This is a genomic window from uncultured Cocleimonas sp., from assembly GCF_947495625.1.
GTDB lineage: Bacteria > Pseudomonadota > Gammaproteobacteria > Thiotrichales > Thiotrichaceae > Cocleimonas.
Map to the genome: position 1 here is coordinate 34,356 of NZ_CANLZW010000027.1, position 22,819 is coordinate 57,174.

At 40.1% G+C, this 22,819-nt stretch carries 23 protein-coding genes; 11 read left to right on the plus strand and 12 right to left on the minus strand.

The features are described from left to right. Nucleotides 1-41: 41 nt before the first annotated feature. From Q1A31_RS14850 to Q1A31_RS14880, 7 genes are all read right to left on the minus strand, one after another. The gene (locus Q1A31_RS14850) at nucleotides 42-833 is read right to left on the minus strand and encodes a c-type cytochrome (RefSeq protein ID WP_299878333.1); all 792 of its coding nucleotides are present in this window, start codon (nucleotides 831-833) and stop codon (nucleotides 42-44) included. Nucleotides 834-835: 2 nt separating this feature from the next. Further along, entirely contained in the window at nucleotides 836-2,521 is a 1,686-nt protein-coding gene (locus tag Q1A31_RS14855; RefSeq protein WP_299878336.1) for a cbb3-type cytochrome c oxidase subunit I, read from the minus strand. Beyond that, a complete protein-coding gene (locus Q1A31_RS14860) occupies nucleotides 2,521-3,033 on the minus strand; it encodes a hypothetical protein (protein WP_299878339.1) in 513 nt (170 codons plus the stop codon). Before Q1A31_RS14860 ends, Q1A31_RS14855 begins: the two co-directional genes overlap by 1 nt. 12 nt (nucleotides 3,034-3,045) lie before the next feature. After that, entirely contained in the window at nucleotides 3,046-3,198 is a 153-nt protein-coding gene (locus tag Q1A31_RS14865) for a hypothetical protein (protein WP_299878342.1), read from the minus strand. A gap of 370 nt (nucleotides 3,199-3,568) precedes the next feature. Further along, nucleotides 3,569-4,861 (minus strand): NAD(P)/FAD-dependent oxidoreductase, encoded by a 1,293-nt coding sequence (locus tag Q1A31_RS14870; RefSeq protein WP_299878345.1) that lies wholly within the window; start codon nucleotides 4,859-4,861, stop codon nucleotides 3,569-3,571. Nucleotides 4,862-4,882: 21 nt separating this feature from the next. After that, nucleotides 4,883-5,503: a cytochrome c4 gene (locus Q1A31_RS14875; protein WP_299878348.1), complete on the minus strand. Its 621-nt coding sequence runs from the start codon at nucleotides 5,501-5,503 to the stop codon at nucleotides 4,883-4,885. A 212-nt stretch (nucleotides 5,504-5,715) separates the two neighbouring features. Beyond that, nucleotides 5,716-6,492, minus strand: a complete 777-nt coding sequence (locus tag Q1A31_RS14880; protein WP_299878351.1) for a Crp/Fnr family transcriptional regulator — start codon at nucleotides 6,490-6,492, stop codon at nucleotides 5,716-5,718. A gap of 284 nt (nucleotides 6,493-6,776) precedes the next feature. Between Q1A31_RS14880 and Q1A31_RS14885 the strand changes: the two genes are divergently transcribed. From Q1A31_RS14885 to Q1A31_RS14910, 6 genes are all read left to right on the plus strand, one after another. Next, on the plus strand, nucleotides 6,777-8,246 hold the full coding sequence (locus tag Q1A31_RS14885) for a multiheme c-type cytochrome (protein ID WP_299878354.1): 1,470 nt from the start codon (nucleotides 6,777-6,779) through the stop codon (nucleotides 8,244-8,246). 84 nt (nucleotides 8,247-8,330) lie between these two features. Further along, nucleotides 8,331-8,870, plus strand: coding sequence for a hypothetical protein (locus tag Q1A31_RS14890; RefSeq protein ID WP_299878357.1), 540 nt, complete (start codon nucleotides 8,331-8,333; stop codon nucleotides 8,868-8,870). A 23-nt stretch (nucleotides 8,871-8,893) separates the two neighbouring features. Next, nucleotides 8,894-9,238 carry a hypothetical protein gene (locus Q1A31_RS14895; RefSeq protein WP_299878360.1) on the plus strand — a complete coding sequence of 115 codons (345 nt, stop codon included), beginning with the start codon at nucleotides 8,894-8,896 and terminating at the stop codon, nucleotides 9,236-9,238. A 218-nt stretch (nucleotides 9,239-9,456) separates the two neighbouring features. After that, nucleotides 9,457-10,545, plus strand: coding sequence for a formate dehydrogenase subunit gamma (locus tag Q1A31_RS14900; protein WP_299878363.1), 1,089 nt, complete (start codon nucleotides 9,457-9,459; stop codon nucleotides 10,543-10,545). Then, the gene (locus Q1A31_RS14905) at nucleotides 10,542-11,183 is read left to right on the plus strand and encodes a hypothetical protein (protein ID WP_299878367.1); all 642 of its coding nucleotides are present in this window, start codon (nucleotides 10,542-10,544) and stop codon (nucleotides 11,181-11,183) included. Before Q1A31_RS14900 ends, Q1A31_RS14905 begins: the two co-directional genes overlap by 4 nt. A gap of 21 nt (nucleotides 11,184-11,204) precedes the next feature. Beyond that, entirely contained in the window at nucleotides 11,205-12,482 is a 1,278-nt protein-coding gene (locus Q1A31_RS14910; RefSeq protein ID WP_299878370.1) for a (Fe-S)-binding protein, read from the plus strand. A 112-nt stretch (nucleotides 12,483-12,594) separates the two neighbouring features. On the opposite strand, the gene Q1A31_RS14915 is transcribed toward Q1A31_RS14910, so the two are convergent. The 5 genes from Q1A31_RS14915 to cynS all read right to left on the minus strand — a co-directional run bounded on the left by Q1A31_RS14915 (nucleotide 12,595) and on the right by cynS (nucleotide 16,940). Continuing rightward, nucleotides 12,595-13,089: a Spy/CpxP family protein refolding chaperone gene (locus tag Q1A31_RS14915; RefSeq protein ID WP_299878373.1), complete on the minus strand. Its 495-nt coding sequence runs from the start codon at nucleotides 13,087-13,089 to the stop codon at nucleotides 12,595-12,597. Nucleotides 13,090-13,273: 184 nt separating this feature from the next. Next, nucleotides 13,274-14,614, minus strand: coding sequence for an ATP-binding protein (locus Q1A31_RS14920; protein WP_299878375.1), 1,341 nt, complete (start codon nucleotides 14,612-14,614; stop codon nucleotides 13,274-13,276). Nucleotides 14,615-14,621: 7 nt separating this feature from the next. Next, complete coding sequence (locus Q1A31_RS14925) at nucleotides 14,622-15,299, minus strand: response regulator transcription factor (protein WP_299878378.1); 678 nt, start codon at nucleotides 15,297-15,299, stop codon at nucleotides 14,622-14,624. Nucleotides 15,300-15,578: 279 nt separating this feature from the next. Continuing rightward, entirely contained in the window at nucleotides 15,579-16,445 is an 867-nt protein-coding gene (locus Q1A31_RS14930; protein WP_299878381.1) for a sulfurtransferase, read from the minus strand. A 54-nt stretch (nucleotides 16,446-16,499) separates the two neighbouring features. Next, entirely contained in the window at nucleotides 16,500-16,940 is a 441-nt protein-coding gene (cynS, locus tag Q1A31_RS14935; RefSeq protein WP_299878383.1) for a cyanase, read from the minus strand. Nucleotides 16,941-17,302: 362 nt separating this feature from the next. Between cynS and Q1A31_RS14940 the strand changes: the two genes are divergently transcribed. The 5 genes from Q1A31_RS14940 (at nucleotide 17,303) to Q1A31_RS14960 (ending at nucleotide 22,803) form a co-directional block, all read left to right on the plus strand. After that, nucleotides 17,303-18,115 (plus strand): ABC transporter ATP-binding protein, encoded by an 813-nt coding sequence (locus tag Q1A31_RS14940; protein WP_299878386.1) that lies wholly within the window; start codon nucleotides 17,303-17,305, stop codon nucleotides 18,113-18,115. An 83-nt stretch (nucleotides 18,116-18,198) separates the two neighbouring features. Then, nucleotides 18,199-19,443 carry an ABC transporter substrate-binding protein gene (locus tag Q1A31_RS14945; RefSeq protein ID WP_299878389.1) on the plus strand — a complete coding sequence of 415 codons (1,245 nt, stop codon included), beginning with the start codon at nucleotides 18,199-18,201 and terminating at the stop codon, nucleotides 19,441-19,443. Continuing rightward, complete coding sequence (locus Q1A31_RS14950; protein ID WP_299878394.1) at nucleotides 19,440-20,282, plus strand: ABC transporter permease; 843 nt, start codon at nucleotides 19,440-19,442, stop codon at nucleotides 20,280-20,282. The genes Q1A31_RS14945 and Q1A31_RS14950 overlap by 4 nt, the downstream gene beginning before the upstream one ends. A 179-nt stretch (nucleotides 20,283-20,461) precedes the next feature. Beyond that, nucleotides 20,462-22,072 (plus strand): sigma 54-interacting transcriptional regulator, encoded by a 1,611-nt coding sequence (locus Q1A31_RS14955; protein WP_299878397.1) that lies wholly within the window; start codon nucleotides 20,462-20,464, stop codon nucleotides 22,070-22,072. 182 nt (nucleotides 22,073-22,254) lie between these two features. Then, on the plus strand, nucleotides 22,255-22,803 hold the full coding sequence (locus Q1A31_RS14960) for an OsmC family protein (protein ID WP_299878400.1): 549 nt from the start codon (nucleotides 22,255-22,257) through the stop codon (nucleotides 22,801-22,803). Nucleotides 22,804-22,819 lie beyond the last annotated feature (16 nt).

Sequence of the window (22,819 nt, forward strand, 5' to 3'; positions counted from 1 at the left end):
ATGGAAGACCAGAAGGGCTACTAAAAAATATGATTAGGTTATTAGGAAGACGGTTCTGCTGGAGCTTTTGGTTCCTCTGGCTCTACAGGCGATACTTCTTCTTCGTCTGATTCAACCATAAGGAGTTCGGTCCCTGTACCTGTAGACGCATAGTAATCAGCCAGTTCTTCGATTTCTTTTTCAGTCAAAATACTGGCGATGAATCGCATACGACTATAAATATCGTTTTCGCGATCTTCATCCTTATAAGCTGTCATTGTAGTGATAAAGTAAGAGGTATTCTGACCAGCCAACGCCGGCACATCAACAATAGATCCTTCTCCATTCAGACCATGACAACCCGCGCATGGAGGTAGAAAACGATCGCCATCACCTCGTGTCACTAGCCTGATTGCTTCGGGTGTCACTTTGGCTGCATCTACACTTGGCATCGGTAAGGCCTGAGTGGCATAAAATGCTGACACATCGGCAACATCTTGCTTCGAAAGGCTTTTCACCTTCTTCAGCATCATCTTGTCATCGCGTTTCTTATCCTGATAATCAATAATTTGCTTGTAGGTTGCATGTGCGATCTGACCAGCAAGAAATGGTGTATCTTCTTCCTCTATCGGGGTTGCATCGGTTCCATCTTCGCCATGACACGAGCCACATTTATTGGCAATTTTTTCTCCATTTGCAATGTCAGCATTCTTCAACAAATTACGTGTCTCAGATGTCCACGCCACATTTGATGAAGGCTCCGCATTAGCCGAAGAAATACCTACAACGACAAGAGCCAGCACGCCAAATAAAGCAATAATAGTTTTTAGCTGATTATTTAATGTCTTCTGCATGATTATATACTCCATGGGAATGTGCCATTCGTTTCCATCAGGAAGAACTGCAAAATCGGATAGCCGTAACTCGCAATCATGTAAACCACGATGACCGCCGTCCAGAAGCCAAAACCATTCAGCAGCTTTGGTATATTCAGCACCGGATGCATTGGTTCCGCATACTCCATAACTGGCATAATAGCTGCCTTAGCGGTGAAGTGTGAGAACAGCAAATTCACAACAAATATAACTGCCGAGAAGAACAAAATCACACCGCCTACAAACATCAAGAACTCATAAGGTCCCCAAGCGGCAGTAAACTCTTCTGAGTAAGGTGCAACACCAATTCTACGTGGCTGACCAAGGAGACCAAGGATGTGCCATGGAAGAGTAAGCACCAACATACCGATAAACCATGTCCATAATTGCAACAAAGCTAGTTTAGTTGAGAAAAGGGGTCTACCCGTCATGCTTGGCCACATGTAATAAGCCGTCGACATATACATGATGACTGTTGTTCCAGCAAAAATCAGATGGAAATGACCAGTGATCCACTGGGTATTATGTACAGCGACATCCATTGAGTAACTGGCATTCACCATGCCACCCCAACCACCAACTGTAAGCATTAATAGAGAAAGACCACCGGAAAGCACCATTGGATTGCTCCAGTTTAGCGCTGTAATCCAGCCAAACAGACCTTTACCGCCGCGCAATCGACCTGCAACTTCCATCGATGCAATAACGGTGAAACCGGTAATCAACGTTGGAATCGCAACCATAAAGGTTCCAATCATGTGAACGAATTTCCATCCAGCATCCTGGAAAGGATCGACATAAAGATGATGCATACCAATAGGAACACTGAAAACTAATAGCATTAGTATCGATATACGTGAGAACTCATCACTGAATAGCTTTCCATTGGCGGCTTTCGGCACTAATGTATAGAAAGCGATGTAAGCAGGTATCAACCAGAAATATACGATTGCATGCAAGGTCCAAGAGAACAAGGTTCTTGCTAAGCCAACATCAATCTTATCAATCCAACCCATTGACCAGGGAATTAACTGAAACAGAACTTCCGAAGCTACACCGAGACTAGTAATAAACCATAAAATAGCATTCGCCGTCATAGCGTACATGGCTAATGGAACCGCAGCCCCAACGTTCAGTTTTTTCCAGGCATTCATGGTCATGACCATTTGCAAACACCAAACCCATGAGCCTACAACAAGAAATGTTGCGCCAAAGTAAAATATTGGATTCGCTTTCAATGGCGGATAGAACGTATACATCACCGATGCTTCGCCCATGAACAACATGACTGCTGCGGCGGCTGTACCACCTAGACTAATCAGAAATCCTAACCAACCGAGACTTTTACCACCCCATAGCGGTATTTTGAGTGTGGTATGAGATATCCAGTAACCAAAACCCATGATGAAGAATGTGGTTAAAACAAACCCCATAATCACACCATGACTTGATACAGATCGGTAATACAATTCGATAAATTCGATTTTCGGGAACAAGCCACTACGTTCTGCGACCTGATACAAACCCATGAAAGCGGCAAGCGCGAATGTGATAAAAGCAATCCACAGATTCGCCAGACAAAGACCACTAACACTTTCAGTGTAAGTGCTCTTACTCGACTCAGAGGTGGACATATTTAAGGTACTAGCTTCTACTTGAGCGTGCATTAGTCAGCCTCCTTTAAACTTTTTTCAAAATCTTCCATAGATACAACGTTTAATCGAGACCACATATAGTCATGGCCCAAGCCACAATATTCATTACAGTACATTGGGAAACGCCCGACCTTGGGAAACGTTGTGTTCACTTCTGAGATATAACCAGGTACCACCATGGTATTCATATTAGTGTTTGCAGTATGAACCCCATGAAGAACGTCAGCGCTGGCAATACGAAATTTGATTGGCTGACCTACAGGGACTTTCAAATCATGAGGGAAGAAACCATAACGAGCGGCAACCATCGTCACCCGATAGCTACCATCGTTTTCTTTTTCGATGCCAAGATTATCCTCGTTAAACTCTTCGGATAAGTGCAACGTGGTGGAATCTATGGTTTCAACATTACTTGGAGGATGAATGTTTTTGTTAATTGCGTAAGCGGCGAGTATTCCCATCATGGCGAATGCCATCATAAATGAGAGTATCACCCACTTTTTTTCTGTGCCATCTACATGCATTTCGATTTCCTCCTAGTTCACAGGGCCGTGAGGCAGGAAGAAGCCATAAAACATATATAGCCAGCCTAATACCATAAATACAGCGTATACCAATAAAATTGCCCAGGTTCCTTTAGGCGCTTCTGCTATCGCCTTTTCTTGTTCTTCCGGAGTTAATTCAACCATTGATACTCTCCTTTATCAGGTTGTTATTCGAAGAAGAATCCCTCTAGAGTCCTCTTTAGAGTGAAACTCGTTCGATAGATAATTACACTTATTGATAAGCTAATAATTAACATAAGTTAGTTAGCGGATTAGATTACAGATAAGTAAATCGATTTTTTAACCGCTTTGATAAACAGATCGTTATCAAAATAACGCGACCCAACAAAACGTTTTAATGTTAAAAACTAACCAAGCAAAAAAACTGCCTATAAGTGGGGGGGTGTGTTTTCAATCTAAAAAACACTGAGAAATGAATGATAAGGTTTGCTGGAAAAAGAGGAGACCCACGAAGGCCTCCCCAAACCACCTACACAAACTTTATACGTTTAAATTAACCACCCGCGAAAATGTCGCTAGTAATATTATTCAACCAACTGTATGCATTCTCAACGGCACGTCTATGTGCTTCATCAGAGGCATCCATTGGTGTCAAACCACCAGACATGGAAACAATTTTGGAACGATCTTCCGCAAGGCGATAAACAGCAGCAACCGAAATACCCCAATCTTCAGCAATAACTGAATAACAGGTATTTACGAAAGCTGGAGTTCCAGGTTCTTTACCATTGAGCATTGCTGCAACCGCTGCTGCACAAACTTTCGCTTGTGAGTTGGCTGAATAGCCTGACTTTGGCATTCCGGTCGCAATACTTGCATCTCCAATTACATGGATGTCTTTATGAATGGTTGATTCAAATGTACCAAGATCAATGGGACACCAGTCACCATCACCGGTAAGGCCTGCATCAAAAGCAATTTGTCCAGCTTTTTGCGCAGGGATAATATTGAGTACATCCGCTTTTACTGACTCACCAGTGGTGGTAGAGACGGTCATTGCCGCTAAATCTAACTCTTCAACACCATCGCTTTTGATGTATTCAATTAAAGAATTATCTGTTTCATACCCGTAAAATTTCTTCCAACCTTGCACGAACAGACCATACTTAGAGAATTTGGCTTTAGGATCGACATAAACCACTTTTGATTTAGGCTTCTCTTTCTTTAAATACTGCGCTATCTGACATACGCGTTCTGGTGGACCCGGAGGGCAACGGAAAGGATTTGGTGGAGCAGCAATTACCACAGTTCCGCCATCTTTCATGTCGGTTAACTGCTTACGTAATATGGTTGTTTGTTCTCCCGCTTTCCACGCATGTGGAACTTTGGCTATCATGGATTCATCGTAACCTTCGATGCCATCATATTTAAAGCTGATACCTGGCGCTACAATACAACGATCATAATCAAAACTAGAGCCACCTTTAACGGTAACTTTTTTCGCTTTTGCATCAATACCAGTCACATAATCATGAACGACTGTAATACCTTCTTTTTCTAGGCCAGAATATCCATGTTTAAGTGAGTCCAATGTACGAGCACCACCTAAAACCTCGTTACTTAGATAACAAGTGTAGTAATCTTTATTAGCTTCTATGAGTGTTACTTCAACACTAGGGTCAGCCATCTTTAAGTATCTAGCAGCTGTTGCGCCAGAAGTTCCACCACCCACTACTACTACTTTTTTAGCGGCACCTAATGCGATAGATGGAATGCCAACGACTCCAACTGCTGTTGCTGCACCAAGGCCTTGAACAAATCTTCTACGGCTTTTATTTGTATTCATTTTACTTCTCCTTGATGTCAGTTATTCGCCACTACTATAGTATTCGATTAACTCTTCGATACCTGAGGGGCCATGTTTCTTATGCATTTTGGTCAGTTGTTTTGCCATTTTCTTGGTCGCTTTACGGTCTTTATTTTGATAGTCCATCATTTGCGCCGCAAGGTATGACTTCCACTGTCCTTTTAAGAAACCAGAATCATCTTCTGCTGCCATTCCACTCTCGCTATGACATTTTTCACAGTACTTCTCATGAAGTTCAGCACCTTTCGCAGCTTTATCAGCATCAACTTTTTGTCCCTTTGCGGCGACAAATTTCTGTTTAGCAAAGTACTCACCCATAAGGTTTATTTCATCATCGGTATAACCTTTCGCTAAACGACCCATGATGGTAGATGGAATTTCACCACTCTTATAACCCAACATCGTTTCAACTAGATAAGCCGATGACATTCCGGCTAGTGTCGGAATTGATGGTCCATTACTGGCGCCATAAGTCCCATGACACCCGGCACAGGTATTTGAAAGCATAGATGCACTTGCACCAGCTATAGTCTTGGGTTTTTCATCAGCAGCCATGGCTGTTTGAGATAGAAACATTGCTAAACTGCCAATAGCAATGATTCTTAGCGGGAATCTCTTCATTTTACTCTCCTATGTTTAATGACATGCTTGCATCCAGTTTCCTTATGTTTTTTTGAATTTTCTTAACGAAAGAATTATCAAGGATAATGTCATTTACTGAGAAATAGACATTGGACGATTTTTTTTAGCCATTCGACTATATGTGGAATTCAAAAAAATAAAACTAACATAAGTTAATTTTAGATTATTGCCTGCAGAGAGACTTTTAACTGTTATCCAAGTGGGTGAGCAATGACCATATCGGGATTGAACTCAGCGATTTGACTAAGCTTTTCTTTATTTAGAATTGTTAGGCGCTTTTTATTGCAGTGAATTAATCCTTCACTCATTAATTCTTTGATGACTCTATTTACATGGACATTGGTTAAACCAATAGCGTCTCCAATGTCTTCCTGTGTAATGGGAAAATCAAACGCATCATTAGTGTTTTTAGAGCTACTGGGTACTTGTTGTTGCACCCGATAAAACAATTCAAGAATAATGAATGCGATACTTTCTTTTGCTGTTTTTCTACCTGCCGCCATTAGATGATTCTGGCATAAAGTAACATCACGAGAACGCATATCTACCATTTGCACGGCAACTTCAGGGTTCTTTTGAAGCATTGGCTTAAGATGATTACGAGGATATGCACAAAGTATTAATTCAGTCACCGAACCTGCCGAATGCGGCATTACTCCACTTGCGCTAGTCTGAAAACCGATTAAATCTCCTGGTAGTAGAAATTGTAAGATCTGGCGCTTACCGGTATTACTTGCGGTTTTATAAATTAATCCCCAGCCACTGAAAACGGTATACAGATAGTCATGTTGATCGCCTTCCTGAAAAATTCTAGTTCGAGGTGGAATGATCAATTGCTCTTTACGAAAGCCTTCCGCTTCACCCAGAGAACTATCAGATAACTTTTTAAATAACGATGAATGCCTGACTTCGCACTCGCTACATTTCGTCATCGAAGATTGAACTTTTTCTATCGCATTAAAATTCATAATAGGCTCATAGATTTTTTAGTATCCCTATCAGTCTAAACTTTTTTAAAAAATAATAATTAACCTAGATCAGTTAATAAAAGTTAAATTTTAGTTGTTTTAACTTCCATCTACGCGCAAAAAATCCTCAGTTTTATTTTTTTCTTATTAATCTAAGTTAAAAAGAAATAAGAATTGTCTGGGATACACTCGGTCGAATCTCGTGGAAAAGAATCAAAAACCATGAGCATAAACGTCTCTCACCGCTAGGGAGATTTATATAAAAAAATGAGGAGATTAAAGCCATGACACCAAGTCAATTATGGAAGATTATCCTTGCTACATTAGTTTTGATGATTTCAGCTAACAGCTCTGCCGCAGTTAAATCCCCACCCGCTGAAATGTCAAAAGAAACCAAGCAATGTGTAACTTGTCACAAGAAAAATAACCCCGGAATTACCCAACAATGGGGCGCTAGTAAACACTATAGAGCCAATGTCGGCTGTTACGAATGTCACCAGGCTGACGAAGGTGACGTAGACGCATACATGCATGATGATAAGAAAGTTAAGAAATTAATTTCAATCATCGTTTCCCCTAAAGATTGTGCTAACTGTCATGAAAAAGAAGTAAAACAGAACAGCGAATCACACCACGTTAAAGCCGGTCGAATTCTTGGCTCACTGGATAATTTGCTCGCAGAAGTTGTTGAAGGAAACAGTGATATGATCACTGAAGGCTTCCCTCAAGGCAACTCAGCAGCTGCTGTAAACGGATGTTGGCAGTGTCATGGTTCACAAGTTAAAGTGAACGAAGATGGACAATTAGATCCAGCCACGTGGCCAAACACAGGTATTGGAAGAATCAACCCTGATGGTTCAGAAGGTGCTTGTTCCGCATGTCACTCACGCCATATGTTCTCAGTTGCGCAAGCACGTGAGCCCGATACTTGTGGCAAGTGTCATTTAGGCCCAGATCATCCGCAAAAAGAGATCTATGAAGAGTCTAAACACGGTATCGCGTTCAAGGCAGCAAACCATGCTGGCAAGATGAACCTAGACAACCCAAAATGGATTCCGGGCGAGGATTATTACACTGGCCCTACCTGTGCAACATGTCACATGAGCGCTACTCGAAAACAGGATGTTAACCATAATGTCGGTTTACGCATCTCCTGGAATAACCGCCCACCGGTTTCTGTAAGGCCTGAAATTACCGATAAGAAGATGGGATCTCCTACCGCTGCTATCGGATGGGAAGAGCGTCGTGACAATATGAAAGATGTATGTTCTGCCTGTCATACCGAAAACTATATCGATAATTTCTACGTTCAATACGATGGCATGATTGAGCTTTATGGTAAGAAGTTTGCCAAGCCGGGACTGGCTCTAATGGCGGCAGCTAAGCCATTACTCAAGCCTGCTAAATTCAGTAATAAACTGGACTGGATCTGGTTCGAGTTATGGCATCACGAAGGTCGTCGTGCTCGTATGGCTGCATCTATGATGGCGCCAGATTACACACATTGGCACGGTACATACGACCTTGCGAAACACTTTTACACCAAGTTTGTTCCAGAAATGGAAAAGCTTATTCATAAAGGTGAAGCTTCACCAGACACTAAAATGAAAGATGCGTCCAAAGCATTACAAGCCAAACTTGATGAGGTTTTGAACTCCTCAGATCATATGTGGTATCTGGATAAGATGACTGACAAGCAAAAAGCGATTCGTAAAGCTGCGACAGAAGAGTTTAAGAAGAAATACTCTAAGTAATTACTTTTAGCTTTTTAGTTAACGCCTCGTCCATTCAGTGGACGAGGTGTTGCTTCCCTACAAATTAATACACTGTGAAATATTATGAATAAAAAACTAATCGTTCTAATTATCATGCTCTTATCACCACTATGGTTGAACGCTCAAGAAGCGAATACAAAAGCACCCCAACCATTCTGGTCAGATCAACAAACCAAACAGGCTGGACTTGAAAAAAAGTATTTGCAGGCAATTTCTGCTGAACCAGAAAACAAGAAAAATTATGCCTATCTAGCGGGTTTATATTTAACCAACAATAAAACAGCTAAAGCCATTGATGCCTATCAGGATGCAATTACACATGATGCTGACAACCCAAAACTATTTGCAGGAATCAGCATTGCTTACCTGCATCAATCAAAATACGATATGGCAAAAGCCATGGCAGATTACGCGATCGTATTAGACCCAGAGTTAAAACAAGTTAAAAAGATCAACGAATACATCACTGTTAAGCAAGAAGCATTGAAAGCTGCTCAAAGCGCACCGCTTTCAAAAAATAGCAAACAGATGGGGCATTCAGCTGTTAATCTAAACCTGTCGGCTGGCAAACCTAATGATGCAATTCATGGAAAAACCAAATGAAGCTAAGGATTATTTTTACTTTCGTGAGCGCTTTTTTCCTCACTTCTTGTGGGGAACATTCTGATTATACGGTTAGTGAATTCTCAGGGGATTACCGATTCTATTCTGGAATCGGGGAATTCTTTGACTGTAATAAGAAGAAGAAATTCTATGTGGCTGATGCAGGAATATCATCCAAACTTCAAGAAACTTATCTCAAACTTCAAGTAAAACCCAAAGAAGATGTCTTTATAAAAATAAAGGGTTACCTAAAAGAAGAAGCCCAAAAAGTAGAAGGTATTAATCCAAATTTAGTTTTCGTTCCGGTAAAACTAATCAGTGTCGATGAAGACAGAGGATGCACATATCCCATTCGTGAAGGCGAATAGCTCTGAAATGGTTTTGAAATAACTCTCATAGATAGTTCTAATACGTCTTTCTGATTTTTGTATTCTAATCCTTCCCCAAACCCTTTAGTATAAGCCTCAGGCTGTTATCACAGGCCATTTACTGACAAATATCAGCTTTTACTGTTTGAATAACCCCTCTCATTATAAAAGTTAGTACTATAATTAACGAGATAGAAATAAATATTGAGCATTTGATTATGACAAAACTAAAACACTTCTGGTTTCTGGGCATTATGCTAATGCTTTTGAGTTTCAATATTAACTCCTTGTCAGCTGCTGAAAATGTACAAGACTCTAATGCTAATTTAGTTAATGCCGTTTCTGCACAACAGGATGGCGTTAAAAGTCCGGGTAGCGATTTGTGGCGTAACGTTCGTCAAAGAAATGCGACCATATCGGGACGTACTCAAGTAAAAGGGGCTAAATCTGGCACGCTGATTGATACGAAGGGTAACGAATGGCGAAAAGTCCGAAGAGAGATGCTAGTACCTTATGGTGGATACTTTCTTTTGGGGGCATTAGGCGTAATAGCACTACTATTCATCTTTATAAAACGCCAAAGAATACCCAACGGCAAAAGCGGTAAAACCGTCACCCGAATGTCCAGTATGCAAATGATTACACACTGGTTTTTAGTTGTAATCGTTGGTTTTATGTCCATTACTGGATTGCTGTTATTGTTTGGACGCTTTGTGATAATCCCTATAATGGGTTTGGAGGCATTTTCACCTATCGCTTCCGCAAGCAAGGAAGGACACAACCTTATGGGTCCATTGCTAATTATCTCACTACTGATGATGCTATTTTATTACCTGCGCCATAATTTTCCTGCCAAAGGTGACCTCAAATGGTTATTTACCCTTGGAGGCATATTCAGCAAAAAGCATTTAGAAGTTGGCTATTTTAATGCCGGCGAAAAGATTCTGTTTTGGGCAACTATCATTCTCTGCACATTGTTATCAATTTCAGGCTTATTACTCCTTTTCCCCTATTATGAGCCCACCATCGAGCGTACCCAATTAGCCTTACTGATTCATGCAATTGCTGCTCTGGCAATTATTGCTATGGTTTTTGGCCACATCTGGATGGTTTACACAGTAGAAGGAACTTTTGATGCGATGAATACAGGTGAAGTTGATGAGAACTGGGCTAAAAGTCATCATTCTCGCTGGTATAAAGAAAAAACAAATACTGCGGAGGTAGAAGACACTGATGCTATCTCAACAAGTGAAAACGACGCTGGTGGTAAACCATCAAGTAAAAACGAAGAAGGAGCATACTCATGATTGCCAATTTTATTGATGGGCCTTTATGGTACTTCTCATTATTCGTTTTCTTTGCTGGTGTGATGTTAAGATTAGGTAGCATCATATTTAGCAAACACAAAGTTGATTTATCGGTTGCCAGAGGTCCAGAAGCACCCGGTGCTTTTAGAACAATTTTTAGTCGCTTTCTCCCCGATAAAGGCATGTATCCTCATATCAAATTACAAGTGATTGCAGGTTATATATTTCATTTAGGTTTATTTGCTGTGATATTTTTTGCAGCACCACATATTAAATTCTTCGATGAACACTTTCTCGGATTTTCATGGACAGCATTACCCCATTGGGGCTTTATCTTTGCTGCTCAATTAGCTTTTCTTGGATTAATCTTGTTGTGGCTACAACGCGTTATCAATCCTGTTAGTCGTTTAATTTCTAAAACGGGAGATCATATCTCCTCAATTCTTACCTTTATCGTACTGTTAACCGGTTGCCTGGCGTTACTTGAGTCTTTTAGCTCATTACGATTACTGCACCGATTTAGTGTTGAATTGTTTCTGATTTATTTTCCATTTAGCAGCTTAATGCATGCTTTCACCTTCATTCCGAGTCGAGCGTTTACGGGCGCATGGTTTGGTCGTCGTGGAATTAAATCCTAATCACAAAAATAAGAGGTCATTATGAGCGAAAGACTTGAAAAGGGATTAACAGCACTTCGTGGACAAATGGATTCTAAAGTCGAATCTTTCTTTTCCAGCTGTGTAAATTGCGGCATTTGTGCTGAGTCTTGCCTGTTTTACACAGAAACCAAAGACCCTCGTTATACCCCAATTTATAAAACAGAACCTCTGCGTAAGTTATGGAAGCAGGAGTATTCGTTCTGGGGAAAATTCTCAAGTAAATTAGGATTCACCAAAACATTCAAGGAATCTGATTTAGCGGATTGGGAAGAGTTAGTCTACGACGGTTGCTCAATGTGTGGACGTTGCAGCATGGTCTGCCCTATGGGTATTGATATTGCTGATATCATCGCCAGAGTTAAGCAAGGCTTGTCAGCGGCAGGTTATACACCGCAAGATTTGGTTGGTGCTGCTAATAGAACACTCGAGTTCGGCAGTCCTATGGGGAATATCCTTCCCGCACTTAAAGCGCATATCAAACATATCGAAGCAGATACGGGTCTTACCGTTCCATTTGACATTGAAGGCGCGGATTATATGGTTACTATTTCTGCCAATGAAGTGGTGACTTTTCCTGAATACATTGGTGCGATAACTCGTATTTTTGCTCACGCAAATGTTAGCTGGACGATTTCATCCGAAGCTTTCGAAGCAACCAACTCTGGTTTGCAAATGGGTAATAACACTATAGCTACTGAATTAGTGGGAAGAATTGTTGCTGCAGCAGAAAAGCTCAAAGTAAAAAATGTAGTGAGTCCCGAATGCGGTCATGCCTACGCTGCTATCCGTTGGAATGGACCTAACTACTTAGGCAAAAAATATACCTTTGGCGTGGTGCATATACTGGAATTACTGGATGAGCTTTATCGTAGCGGAAGAATCAAAACGTCTGGCATGGAAACCTCACGAATGACTTTCCACGATCCTTGTCAAATTGTTCGTCGTGGTGGTGTAGCAGCTCAACCAAGAGAATTACTTGCTTCTGTAGCATCAGATGTGACAGAAATGTCAGATCATGGTCGTATGAATTGGTGTTGCGGCGGGGGTGGCGGTGTAAGTGCCAATGAACGCGCTGAAGAGCTTAGAATTCAAGTATTCAACCGCAAGAAATCTCAACTCGATGAAATAAAAGTAGAGACTATGGTTACTGCCTGTTCAAATTGCCGAACGGTTCTTGAAGATGGCCTTGATGCCAATGATATGGACATGGAAGTACTAGGTCTAACTGAGCTTATTGCTGATCATTTAGTGGAAAATGAGGCATTGGTTGGTTCTTAATAGAATTTTATTGTATTAAGGTCACCCCCCACCTTTCGGGCACTTTTTTAAAACATAAAAAAAGGCGGATCTAATGATTCGCCTTTTTCTTTTGTACTTCTAATTTTTCAATTTATTCAGCATACTTTCTTTTCTTACCGTGTCTGGATTTACGATTTTCATGCATTGCTTTTTTCGTAGCTTGTTGTTCTGGAGTAAGGATTCCAGCCATTTGCTTGCGTTTGTTTGCTTTTGCAATCGTTGTTGCTCGAACGTTATCAGACTCTCTATTTGCTATGCCTGCCACTTTTGCATCGTAATCATCAGCAGTTGGATCAAGATTCATCATCTCAGTACGTAATGCGCGTTTTTCATCTCTGAGCGGCTTCATCACATTTCTATGATTCTGCATGAGTTCTTGAACTTTAGTCTTCTGCTCAGCAGTTAGACCCAGCTTGGTAGACATTCTGTCAAAACGCTTCTGCATAAATTCTGATTTATCCATGCCTTTCTTGCCATGCTTTCCACTTTTATTACACATGGAATCAGCATTTGCCATTGTGCCCATCGCTAATGCGCCTGCAACTATTGAGCTTAAAAATACTCTTTTTGTCATTCTGTTTTTCATGTTTTCTCCATTTAAATAACGCTGAACTTATTAGTACTAAAATTAGTAACGTTAATTACTCGTCAGCTATTAGTTTATTCGTTGTTTATTCGTAGTTTGTTTCGATGAATTAATTATGCGATTAAATGGTGTAAATAAGGGTTTAGTCTTTGTAAATTTGTGTAAATTATATTTGCACAAATTGTTAATCTTCTACGGGTAAGATCACATCAATACACAAACCACCCTGTTCGCGGTTACTGGCAACAATCTCCCCTTGATGAAATACAATAGAACGTTGTGCTATCGCTAAACCTAAACCATACCCGCCACTATCCCTATCTCTTGCTTGTGAAAGCCTTACAAAAGGTTCGAATAGACGCTCTAACTTATCTTCTGGAACACCAGGGCCTCGATCACAAATAGAGATTTTTATTTGAGACTTATTCTTGCTAGTTATCGACACCGAAACTTCTGTGCCTTCCTTTGTGTATCGGATCGCATTTCTAATGATATTTTCTAAAGCACGGTGCAAAAGCTCTACATTGGCATTTAAAGTCCATGATTGTGAATGCTCGAAAACTACTTTCTTATTTTTACTGCTCGCTTCAAAATCACAGTCGTTGATAATTGCATCCAATAACTCAGCAATATCAATGAAGTCATCTTTTGGATATTGTGCTCCGGCATCTAATCTTGAAAGTGTCAGTGATAGCCCAACCAGTTCATTGAGACGATCCGTTTCGTACTCAATTCTCTGCATTTCAGTCTCTACTTCTGAACCGGTTTTCTTACGAGCCAACGCTAATGCAACATGCATACGTGCTAAAGGGGAACGCAATTCATGAGAGATATCACTGAGCAATTGTTTTTGATTGGTAATTAAGCTTTGAAGCCGTGCAGCCATTTGATCAAAGTCTCTGCCAAGATCGGCAATTTCGTCACGACGACCACCCATTTCCTGGGCTACACGCGTATCTAACTTGCCCTGCGAAAATTCTTTTGCGGCTGATTGTAATTTCTTAATTGGTTTAGTTAAGTACCAGGCTAACCAGAAACATACTAGGCTACTCAGTAATACTGCGATACCAAACCACAAAATGAAAACGCCTTTTGAGCCACGAAATTCTTTATACATTCGCGAGACAGTACTCTGATTTTGAAGTTTTTTCGGCGCAGCTGTAAATATTCTGTAAGTAACACCATCAATAGATTCAACGGATTCAAACTCAGTTAAGTCTGGAGCATCGACTGAAAATGAACGACCTAAAACATCATTGCCAAAACCATCTACAACAAAAAAATCAAGGCGGCGTGATGTGAGTTTTTTATTTTCGAGGAATTCAATCGCAGCTTCTTCCCCACCGTAATACAGAATTTGCCGCAACGACTCAACACGGTTATCAATAAAACGGGAACGGTATTCCTGTTGCGTATTGTCATCTGAGTTTTTGATATAAATGGCTGTGCCCCAAGACGCACCGACACCAATCAAAATCAGTGTTAGCCAAAACCACAGAAAAATTTTCCAGAATAAACGACCCATTACTGGCTTACGATTGAACCGTTAATTGATAACCGATGCCGCGAACGGTTTGAATCATATCCTGATCTTCATCACCCAGTTTCTGGCGTAACTTACTCATGTGCATATCGATACTACGATCGTAGGCAGTCAGCTTTTTACCTAAGGCTTGCTCTGAAAGTGTTTCTTTATCAACCACTTGACCGACCTGGCGAGCGAGCGCCTCTAATAAATTATATTCGCTACTGGTTAACGGCAAAGGCTCTGATTTGTAAAAGGCTTTTCGTGATTTAGGGTGTACTTCCAATTCACCTGTTTTAATTTCTTCTTGTACTTGCGGGGCAAATTGAGTTCTACGCAACACGGCTTTTAGTCGAGCGACAAGCTCTCTTGGATTACACGGCTTAGGTAAATAATCATCAGCGCCCATTTCAAGGCCAACGATTCTATCTACATCTTCGCCTTTAGCGGTTAGCATAATCACCGGCGTTGACTGGCTTTGACGTAATTCACGTAACACTGAAAAACCATCCATTTCTGGCATCATCACATCTAACACAATCGCATCGTAGTTTTTGCTACGCGCCTGATTCAAACCTGCTAAACCATCATTAGCCTGATCGACATTAAACGATTCAGAAGTGAGGTATTCACTTAACATACTCGTTAATTCTGTGTCGTCATCTACAAGTAATATATCAGCCATAATTATTATCTAATTTGAAAAGAAGTTGTATTTTGCCATAGGATGAGGCTTTAACGCTTTCTTTTACATAAAATTACAACGTAACTAGATAACTTTGATAGTTGATAGTTGATAGTTGATAGTTATAAACTAGAAAGGTCACCCCCCACCTTTAGGGCACTTTTTATCATTTAGAAAAATAGCCTATAAGTGGGGGGGTGTATCAAATATATGAATTCAAAAAGAATATTTTATTAGAATAATTAAAGTGATCTTATGAATTAAATACACTTTATCGCCTTATGCTGCAGCCCAGATTTGATGACCTTCTTCTATGGGTAATTCTGGATCTCTTGACCACTCATTCCATGAACCAAAATAAATCCTAACATCTTTAACACCCGCTTCCTTTAAAGCGATATAAGTATTTGAGGCCCTGGCGCCTTTGAAACAATACACATAGACGGTAGAGTCTGGGCCTATACCAACCGTTGCACTTTCTGCTTGTAACTCTTCTTTAGATTTAAATACCGGTACTTCTTCACCCGGTTTCATCATGCGATACCACTCTAACCATACTGCGCCTGGAATACGTCCTTTTCTTGGGCAAAAATCGATTCCATATGGAGATGAACTTGTAGCTACCCATTCATCAACATCTCTGACGTCTAATTTTATAATCTCAGGTTTATTAAGGGATTCAAGCATGTCATCTTTTGTAAGCATGACATTTGCAGCAGAGGTATCTACCGGAAACGTTTTGGCTTCTGGAGTTGAAGTAACATCTGAAATAGGTAACTTTTCTGCCAGCCAGCCCTTATAGCCACCGTGTAAAATTGCTGCTTTTGGATAACCAAGAAACTCTAGTAAAAAATAACCTCGGCAAGATTGACCAAATCCTGTGTCCATCGAATCTTCATAAATGACGGCTACCTCTTCACCGGATAATCCAGCATCACCAAAAGCTGAAGCAAACTTTCCACGTAATTCCTCAAGTCCCTCTTTTGTAGAAGTGGCTAGGAATGTAAAAATATCATGCAGGTTTACGGCACCCGGAATGTGACCAGCAGCATAAGCTTCAGGTGATCGGGTATCAATGATTACTGTGGGTAATGATTCCGCCATTTGTTGCAACTGGTGAGGCGAAATTAATATTTTATCTGTCATAATGTTATTCTCCTGAGACTGTTTGTGAGTAAAGTTATGGTCTAAAACATTGGTTCACCAAGACTTATACGGGAGGAATTTTCCATTCATGGTTATTACTACGCGATCACCCATTGGGTTCTCTTCTTTATCGATATGCATTGAATAATCAATTGCACTCATAATTCCGTCACCAAACTTTTCATGGATAATTTCTTTGATAGTTTCACCGTATACACCCACTATTTCATAGAAACGATAAATAACAGGGTCTGTCGGAACCAACTTATCCCAACTCTTGTGGGGGAACTCTTGTAAGGTTTCAGCAACATCTTCTGAGAGTCCAAGTATTTCGGTGACTTTATATGCTGCTTCTTCACTTAATGAATTCATACCTAGACAGGCTGAAGTAAGAAATACCGGAGAAATTCCAACTTTTTCACTCAAGGTTTCCCAACTTGTATTCGTAGATTTTTTAGCTGCCATTATTTCTTCAGTCATTTCAATTTTTTTCATGTTAACTCCTGTTTTTTTTAAAATTAAATAGCTACCAATCCATCAAAACATCGTACTTTCAATTGAAGTTCTTCCGGCTTGCTACCTATTGCATATTCCTGATTTATCTCATGCGTCTTCGATTTTGAGGGAGCAATTTGCATGCCAAAATAGATAAGTTATTGTTTTTCATATATTAAATTAGGTATTCTGAATATAAAGCCAGAATGATATTGAAATAGTGTCCGACATTGTCGTCAATGTCGGCACAAAAACTGCGCTAATTGATAAAGAAAATTAGATTGGCCCCTTTAAACAAGCTGTTACAGGTTTTGGCACAGTGATTGCAAGATAACTCAGTAATTGAACATGAGTTATTCACTATGAGCGCTAATATAAATATTGATTTCATTTCGCATACTTTTAAAGGTCAGGAAAAACCAACCCTCAAAGATATCGCGTTAAATATCGCTGCAGGTGAGAGAGTAGCCTTAATTGGCCGGAGTGGATGCGGCAAATCCACCCTGCTTCATATGCTCGCGGGTTTGTTGATACCCAGTGAAGGTTGTGTGCGAATTAAGAGTCACCAGGTTACAAAACCAAGCGCTAAATGGAATATGATGTTTCAGAAACCATCACTATATCCATGGATGAATGTCAGAAAAAATATAGAGCTTGGCTTAACCTTTGCGGGTGTGAAAGACCCAGAAAAAATCGACTATCTCCTAGATCTGGTTGATTTAAGTGATAAGGCCGATGCTCACGTACAAAGCTTATCAGGTGGACAACAACAACGTGTAGCGCTCGCTAGATCGTTAGCAACATCTCCAGAAGTACTATTACTCGATGAACCTTTTTCAGCGCTTGATGCTTTTACCCGAGCCAGTCTTCAAGATGAAGTAGCGGGTATAACAGAAAAAGAAGACCTCACAATGGTTCTTGTTACCCATGACATCGATGAAGCTGTCGCCATGGGAGATAGAGTATTAATCATGTCTGCCAACCCTGGAAGTATCGTTGGAGAAGTTAAAGTCGACCTACCATTTCCTAGAGAAAGAAGCAGCAGTGAATTCAATCTTGTGAAAGAGCAATTGATGAAGACTTTCGAATCTCTTGTTGGAGATTCTGCCCCAGTTAATATTTCTCCCATAGAGTCGCATGCAACTGAACCTGAAGATAAAGCAGATGCTGCTTAAATATTTTTGTAGTCACTTACGCTAATTAATCTAGCCCACTTACCTAATACGAAACTAGACAAACCATAAATCAGGAGTTAACCATGAGCAAATACGAAGATGATAAATTAGATTTAGATTATTTGAATAAATATGAAATGAGTCGCCGTGATTTCATGATGGATATGATGGCGATGGGAGGACTGGCTGCAGGAATGACTATGCCAGGACTTGGTTTTGCCAATGCTACACCGCCTGATGATGAAGTAGTTAGAATTGGTTATCTTCCTATTACTGATGCAACCGCATTATTAGTTGCTCATGGAATGGGATTCTTTGAAGATGAAGGCCTTAAATCAGAAAAACCTACATTAATAAGAGGCTGGTCTCCATTAGTGGAAGGATTTGCCGCTGGAAAATTCAATTTGGTGCATTTTCTAAAACCTATCCCTGTTTGGATGCGTTATAACAACGATTTTCCTGTAAAAATTATGTCATGGGCTCATATTAATGGTTCCGCTTTAGTCGTTGGTAAGCACACTGGCGCAGAAGACTTTAAAGATCTGGGTGGTATGCAAGTTGCAGTGCCTTATTGGTACTCTATGCACAATATTGTTCTGCAGATGGGTTTACGAAATGCTGGATTAAAACCTGTAATTAAAGACCAAAGCGAAAAACTGGCTAAAGATGAAGTCAATCTCACTATCATGCCACCTCCTGATATGCCACCCGCATTAGCAGCGAAAAAAATTGATGCATTTATCGTCGCAGAACCATTCAATGCATTCGGAGAGATGAAAGCAGGCGGAAAAATATTGCGCTTCACTGGTGACATGTGGAAAAACCACCCATGTTGTGTCATTTGCATGAATGAAAATACGGTGAAAGCCAAACCTGAATGGACACAGAAAGTTATGAACGCCATTGTTAGGGCAGAAGTCTATGCACAAGAAAACAAAGAAGAAGTAGCAATGATGATGTCCAGAGACGGCAAGAAATATTTACCTATGCCGGGTAAGGCAGTAGTTCGTGCAATGACTGCTTATGATGAAGCTAGCTACGAAACGCCCAATGCAATTCGTAATAAAACCGAGTTTGAAAATGGAAGAATCGACTTTTCACCCTACCCTTATCCTTCAGCGACAAAGTTAATTATTGAATCGATGAATGAGACGCTTGTCGGTGGAGATAAAACCTTCCTCAAAAAACTGGATCCTCAGTTTGTTGCAGATGATCTGGTTGACTATAAACATGTAAAAGTGGCTATGGAAAAATATAAAGGCTGGGAAAAAGCACCGGGAGTTGATCCCGCCAATCCTTTTGAAAGAGAAGAAGTGGTGAAGATATGAGTTCTGCACAGCCATTCAGTACTACCACATTTGATATTGCAGAAAGTGGCATAGATTGGAAAAAATTTGGTTCTACTTTACTTTCTCAAGTCGGATACCCAATAGCAGGAATAGTAATTTTAATATCCATTTGGTGGCTCGGTGGCTGGGCAATTGCCAGCAACCCAGATACAGAGTCATTTGCAGATTTTGCACCTGCTCCAGCATTTAGTAAATTACTTGAACTGTTTACCAATGGTTATATTTGGGAAGCCGCAATTCCAAGCCTTGAACGTATAGGCCTGGGTCTGTTGTGGGCAGTAGTAATTGGTGTTCCAGTTGGTGTTGCAGTTGGCTTGTACAGTAATCTTCAAAAGCTAACGAATATCCCTTTTCAATTATTACGTATGATTAGTCCATTGGCATGGATGCCTATAGCCGTTCTCGCTTTTTCAACATGGAGTGGAGCGATTGTTTTTCTAATTGCTATAGCAGCTGTGTGGCCAATTCTATTTTCAACAGCTCAGGGAGTACGCCGTATGGATCCTCTCTGGTTTAAAATAGCCAAGAATCTTGGAGCAGATAGTTTAAAGATGTTAATCAAAGTTATCCTTCCTGCAATCGGTCAGGATATTTTTGCAGGTATTCGATTAGCCGTTGGTGTCGCCTGGATTGTTCTTGTACCGGCAGAATATCTTGGTGTAACGAGTGGTCTTGGATATGCAATAAATGATGCACGTGACACACTTGAATACGACACCTTGGCAGCCATGGTAGTAGTAATAGGTGTCATAGGTTTCTTTCTAGATGGAATATGTGTTTTCCTGATAAAGAAATTTAGCTGGCATCAGGAAGGCTAAAATTCTAAATACCTTGTTTAAACTGAAACACTTCTACAACAATGATTAAATCCAAGTAAACATAAAACTAACAGTTCCAAAGCGCTTGTAACCAATTTAATTTTAAGTAAGCGCTTTGGACTACTTGGCTTAAATCTTGCTTTGTCCTTTTTACACAGTAATAGAATTGGATATCAAGCATGATTCAAAAAACCCCAAACACTTCAACAGAATCAGAATTATTAGTCATAAGTCAGGCAGCAAAATTGATAACTGATGCCTCGAATCCCCGACCTGCCATTGAAGGAATATTAAGATTACTCTCTGAGTTACTGGGACTTAATCGCGGACGAGTCGTTTTACCTTCTGAAAATTCTGAACATCTATCTATTACTTATTCCTATGGTTTGACTGAGGATGAAAGGACAAAAGGTAATTATGTTATTGGAGAAGGTATAACCGGTAGAGTATTCAAATCCGCTCAGATTGCACTGATTCAAGATATTGATGATGAACCTATTTATTTAACTCGAGCTGTAGATCGAATAAATTTACCAGAGGAAGCTGTTGCATTCTTAGCTGTACCTATCATCCTTGACGAACTCCCTATTGGCGTATTGGCTACACATCGATTAAGAAATAGAAATCGACCCTTTCAACGTGATCTAACTCTTTTACAAATAATTGCCACATTGATTGGTCAAGTACTTCAAGTTAAAAGCTTGATAGAAGAGCGAACTGCAAATTTACTATCTGAAAACAAATTATTGCGTAATCAGCTAGAAAGCAAAGCTGCAAAGTACGGAATCATTGGAGAAAGTCAGGCACTTCAACAGGTTGTACAACAGGCATTACAAGTCTCAAAAACTAACGCTACCGTTTTATTACTAGGAGAATCTGGAACAGGTAAAGAAAGATTTGCTCGTCTGCAACACCTGGCTAGCGATAGAGCTGATGGACCATTTATTGGAATCAATTGTGCCGCCATTCCAGCTACATTAATAGAATCAGAATTATTTGGTCATGAAAAAGGCGCTTTTACGGGAGCGACTTCGATGAAAAAAGGTAAAATAGAAATGGCGAATGGAGGCACTCTTTTTCTTGATGAAATTGGTGACCTTGAACTTGATTTGCAAGTTAAACTTCTTAAAGTCCTTGAAACGCGCTCGATTCAAAGGGTCGGCAGCAGTAAGGATTTTCCGATAGATGTTAGAATTTTGGCGGCGACTCACCAAAATTTACAAGAAGCTGTAAACGAACAACGTTTTAGACTCGATTTATTTTATCGTTTAAATGTCTTTCCTATTCGACTACCTCCTTTACGTGCGCGACATGGTGATGTGCCACTATTGGCACAACACTTTTTAATTGCGGCAAATGAAGAATACGGAAAACAATTAAACTTCTCCATCAGCGCATTAGACTTATTAGAAAATTACTCCTGGCCAGGAAATATCCGTCAACTAGAAAACCTAACAAAACGAGCAGTATTACTATCCACAAAAAACACAATTGACGGTGGGTTAATAAAAAAAATATTACAAGAGGAACAAGGAATTGTATCGCCAGCTTCAGACAAAAGAATAAAAGTAGATAGCTATGAGCATATGAATAATCTTAGCTCAAATAATTCTACAGAGATGAGCGCCTTACGTCCTTATTCTCGTATTCGGAAAGATGAAATTGGGGAAATTCAAGATGCTTTGCGTCACAATCGTGGGAATAAAACTAGAGCTGCAATTTCATTAGGACTAACTCCCCGTCAGTTAAGGTACAGAATGCAAAAACTCAAAATATCATCTAATCTTTGAATAAACTAGTATGGACAAAATGTCAGCATTCGAATTGACATTGTCGACAATTGATTTGCAAATAGAAAATACAATAGAGTAAAAAACACATAAGCTACTGATTTTTATTAACTTATGTTTTTTGGCACGTTAGTTGCAATTTCCAGTTTAAGAATTTTTTATTAATCTGGAGATCAAAAAACATGTCAACTTCACCACAAACAATCGCAAAATCAATGAGCTGCCTACGCCCTTTAGATGCAGAAGGTCTAAAAGAGTTAGGGGAAAAAGGTAAAGCTAACCCTCAATCAATAGTCACCCTAAAAGCCAAAACAGTCTGTGAAGGTCAGTTTCGTATGCAAACCTATGTCCGCGATCTTGAGCCAATGTTGATTGATGAACCACCACACTTATTGGGTGAAAATAATGCCCCAAACCCATCAGAAGCCGTACTCGCTACATTGGGAGCCTGTCTTGCTGTTGGCGTACATGCAAATGCGACGGCTCAAGGCGTATCTCTTTCAAAATTAGAACTTGAATTAGAAGGCGATATAAATGTAACAGCGGTTTGGGGGACGGGAGATCTTGATGAAGCTAAAACACTAGGATTTTCTGCAGTACGCGTCAAAATTGATGCTGAAGGTGATGGGAGCAAAGAGCAAATTGATGAAATTATTTCGCACGCAAATGTATGGTCACCCGTTGCTAATACATTAAGAAATAATGTTGAAATTGAAGTGGTTCCTGCATAACAAAACTAGGAGTTTG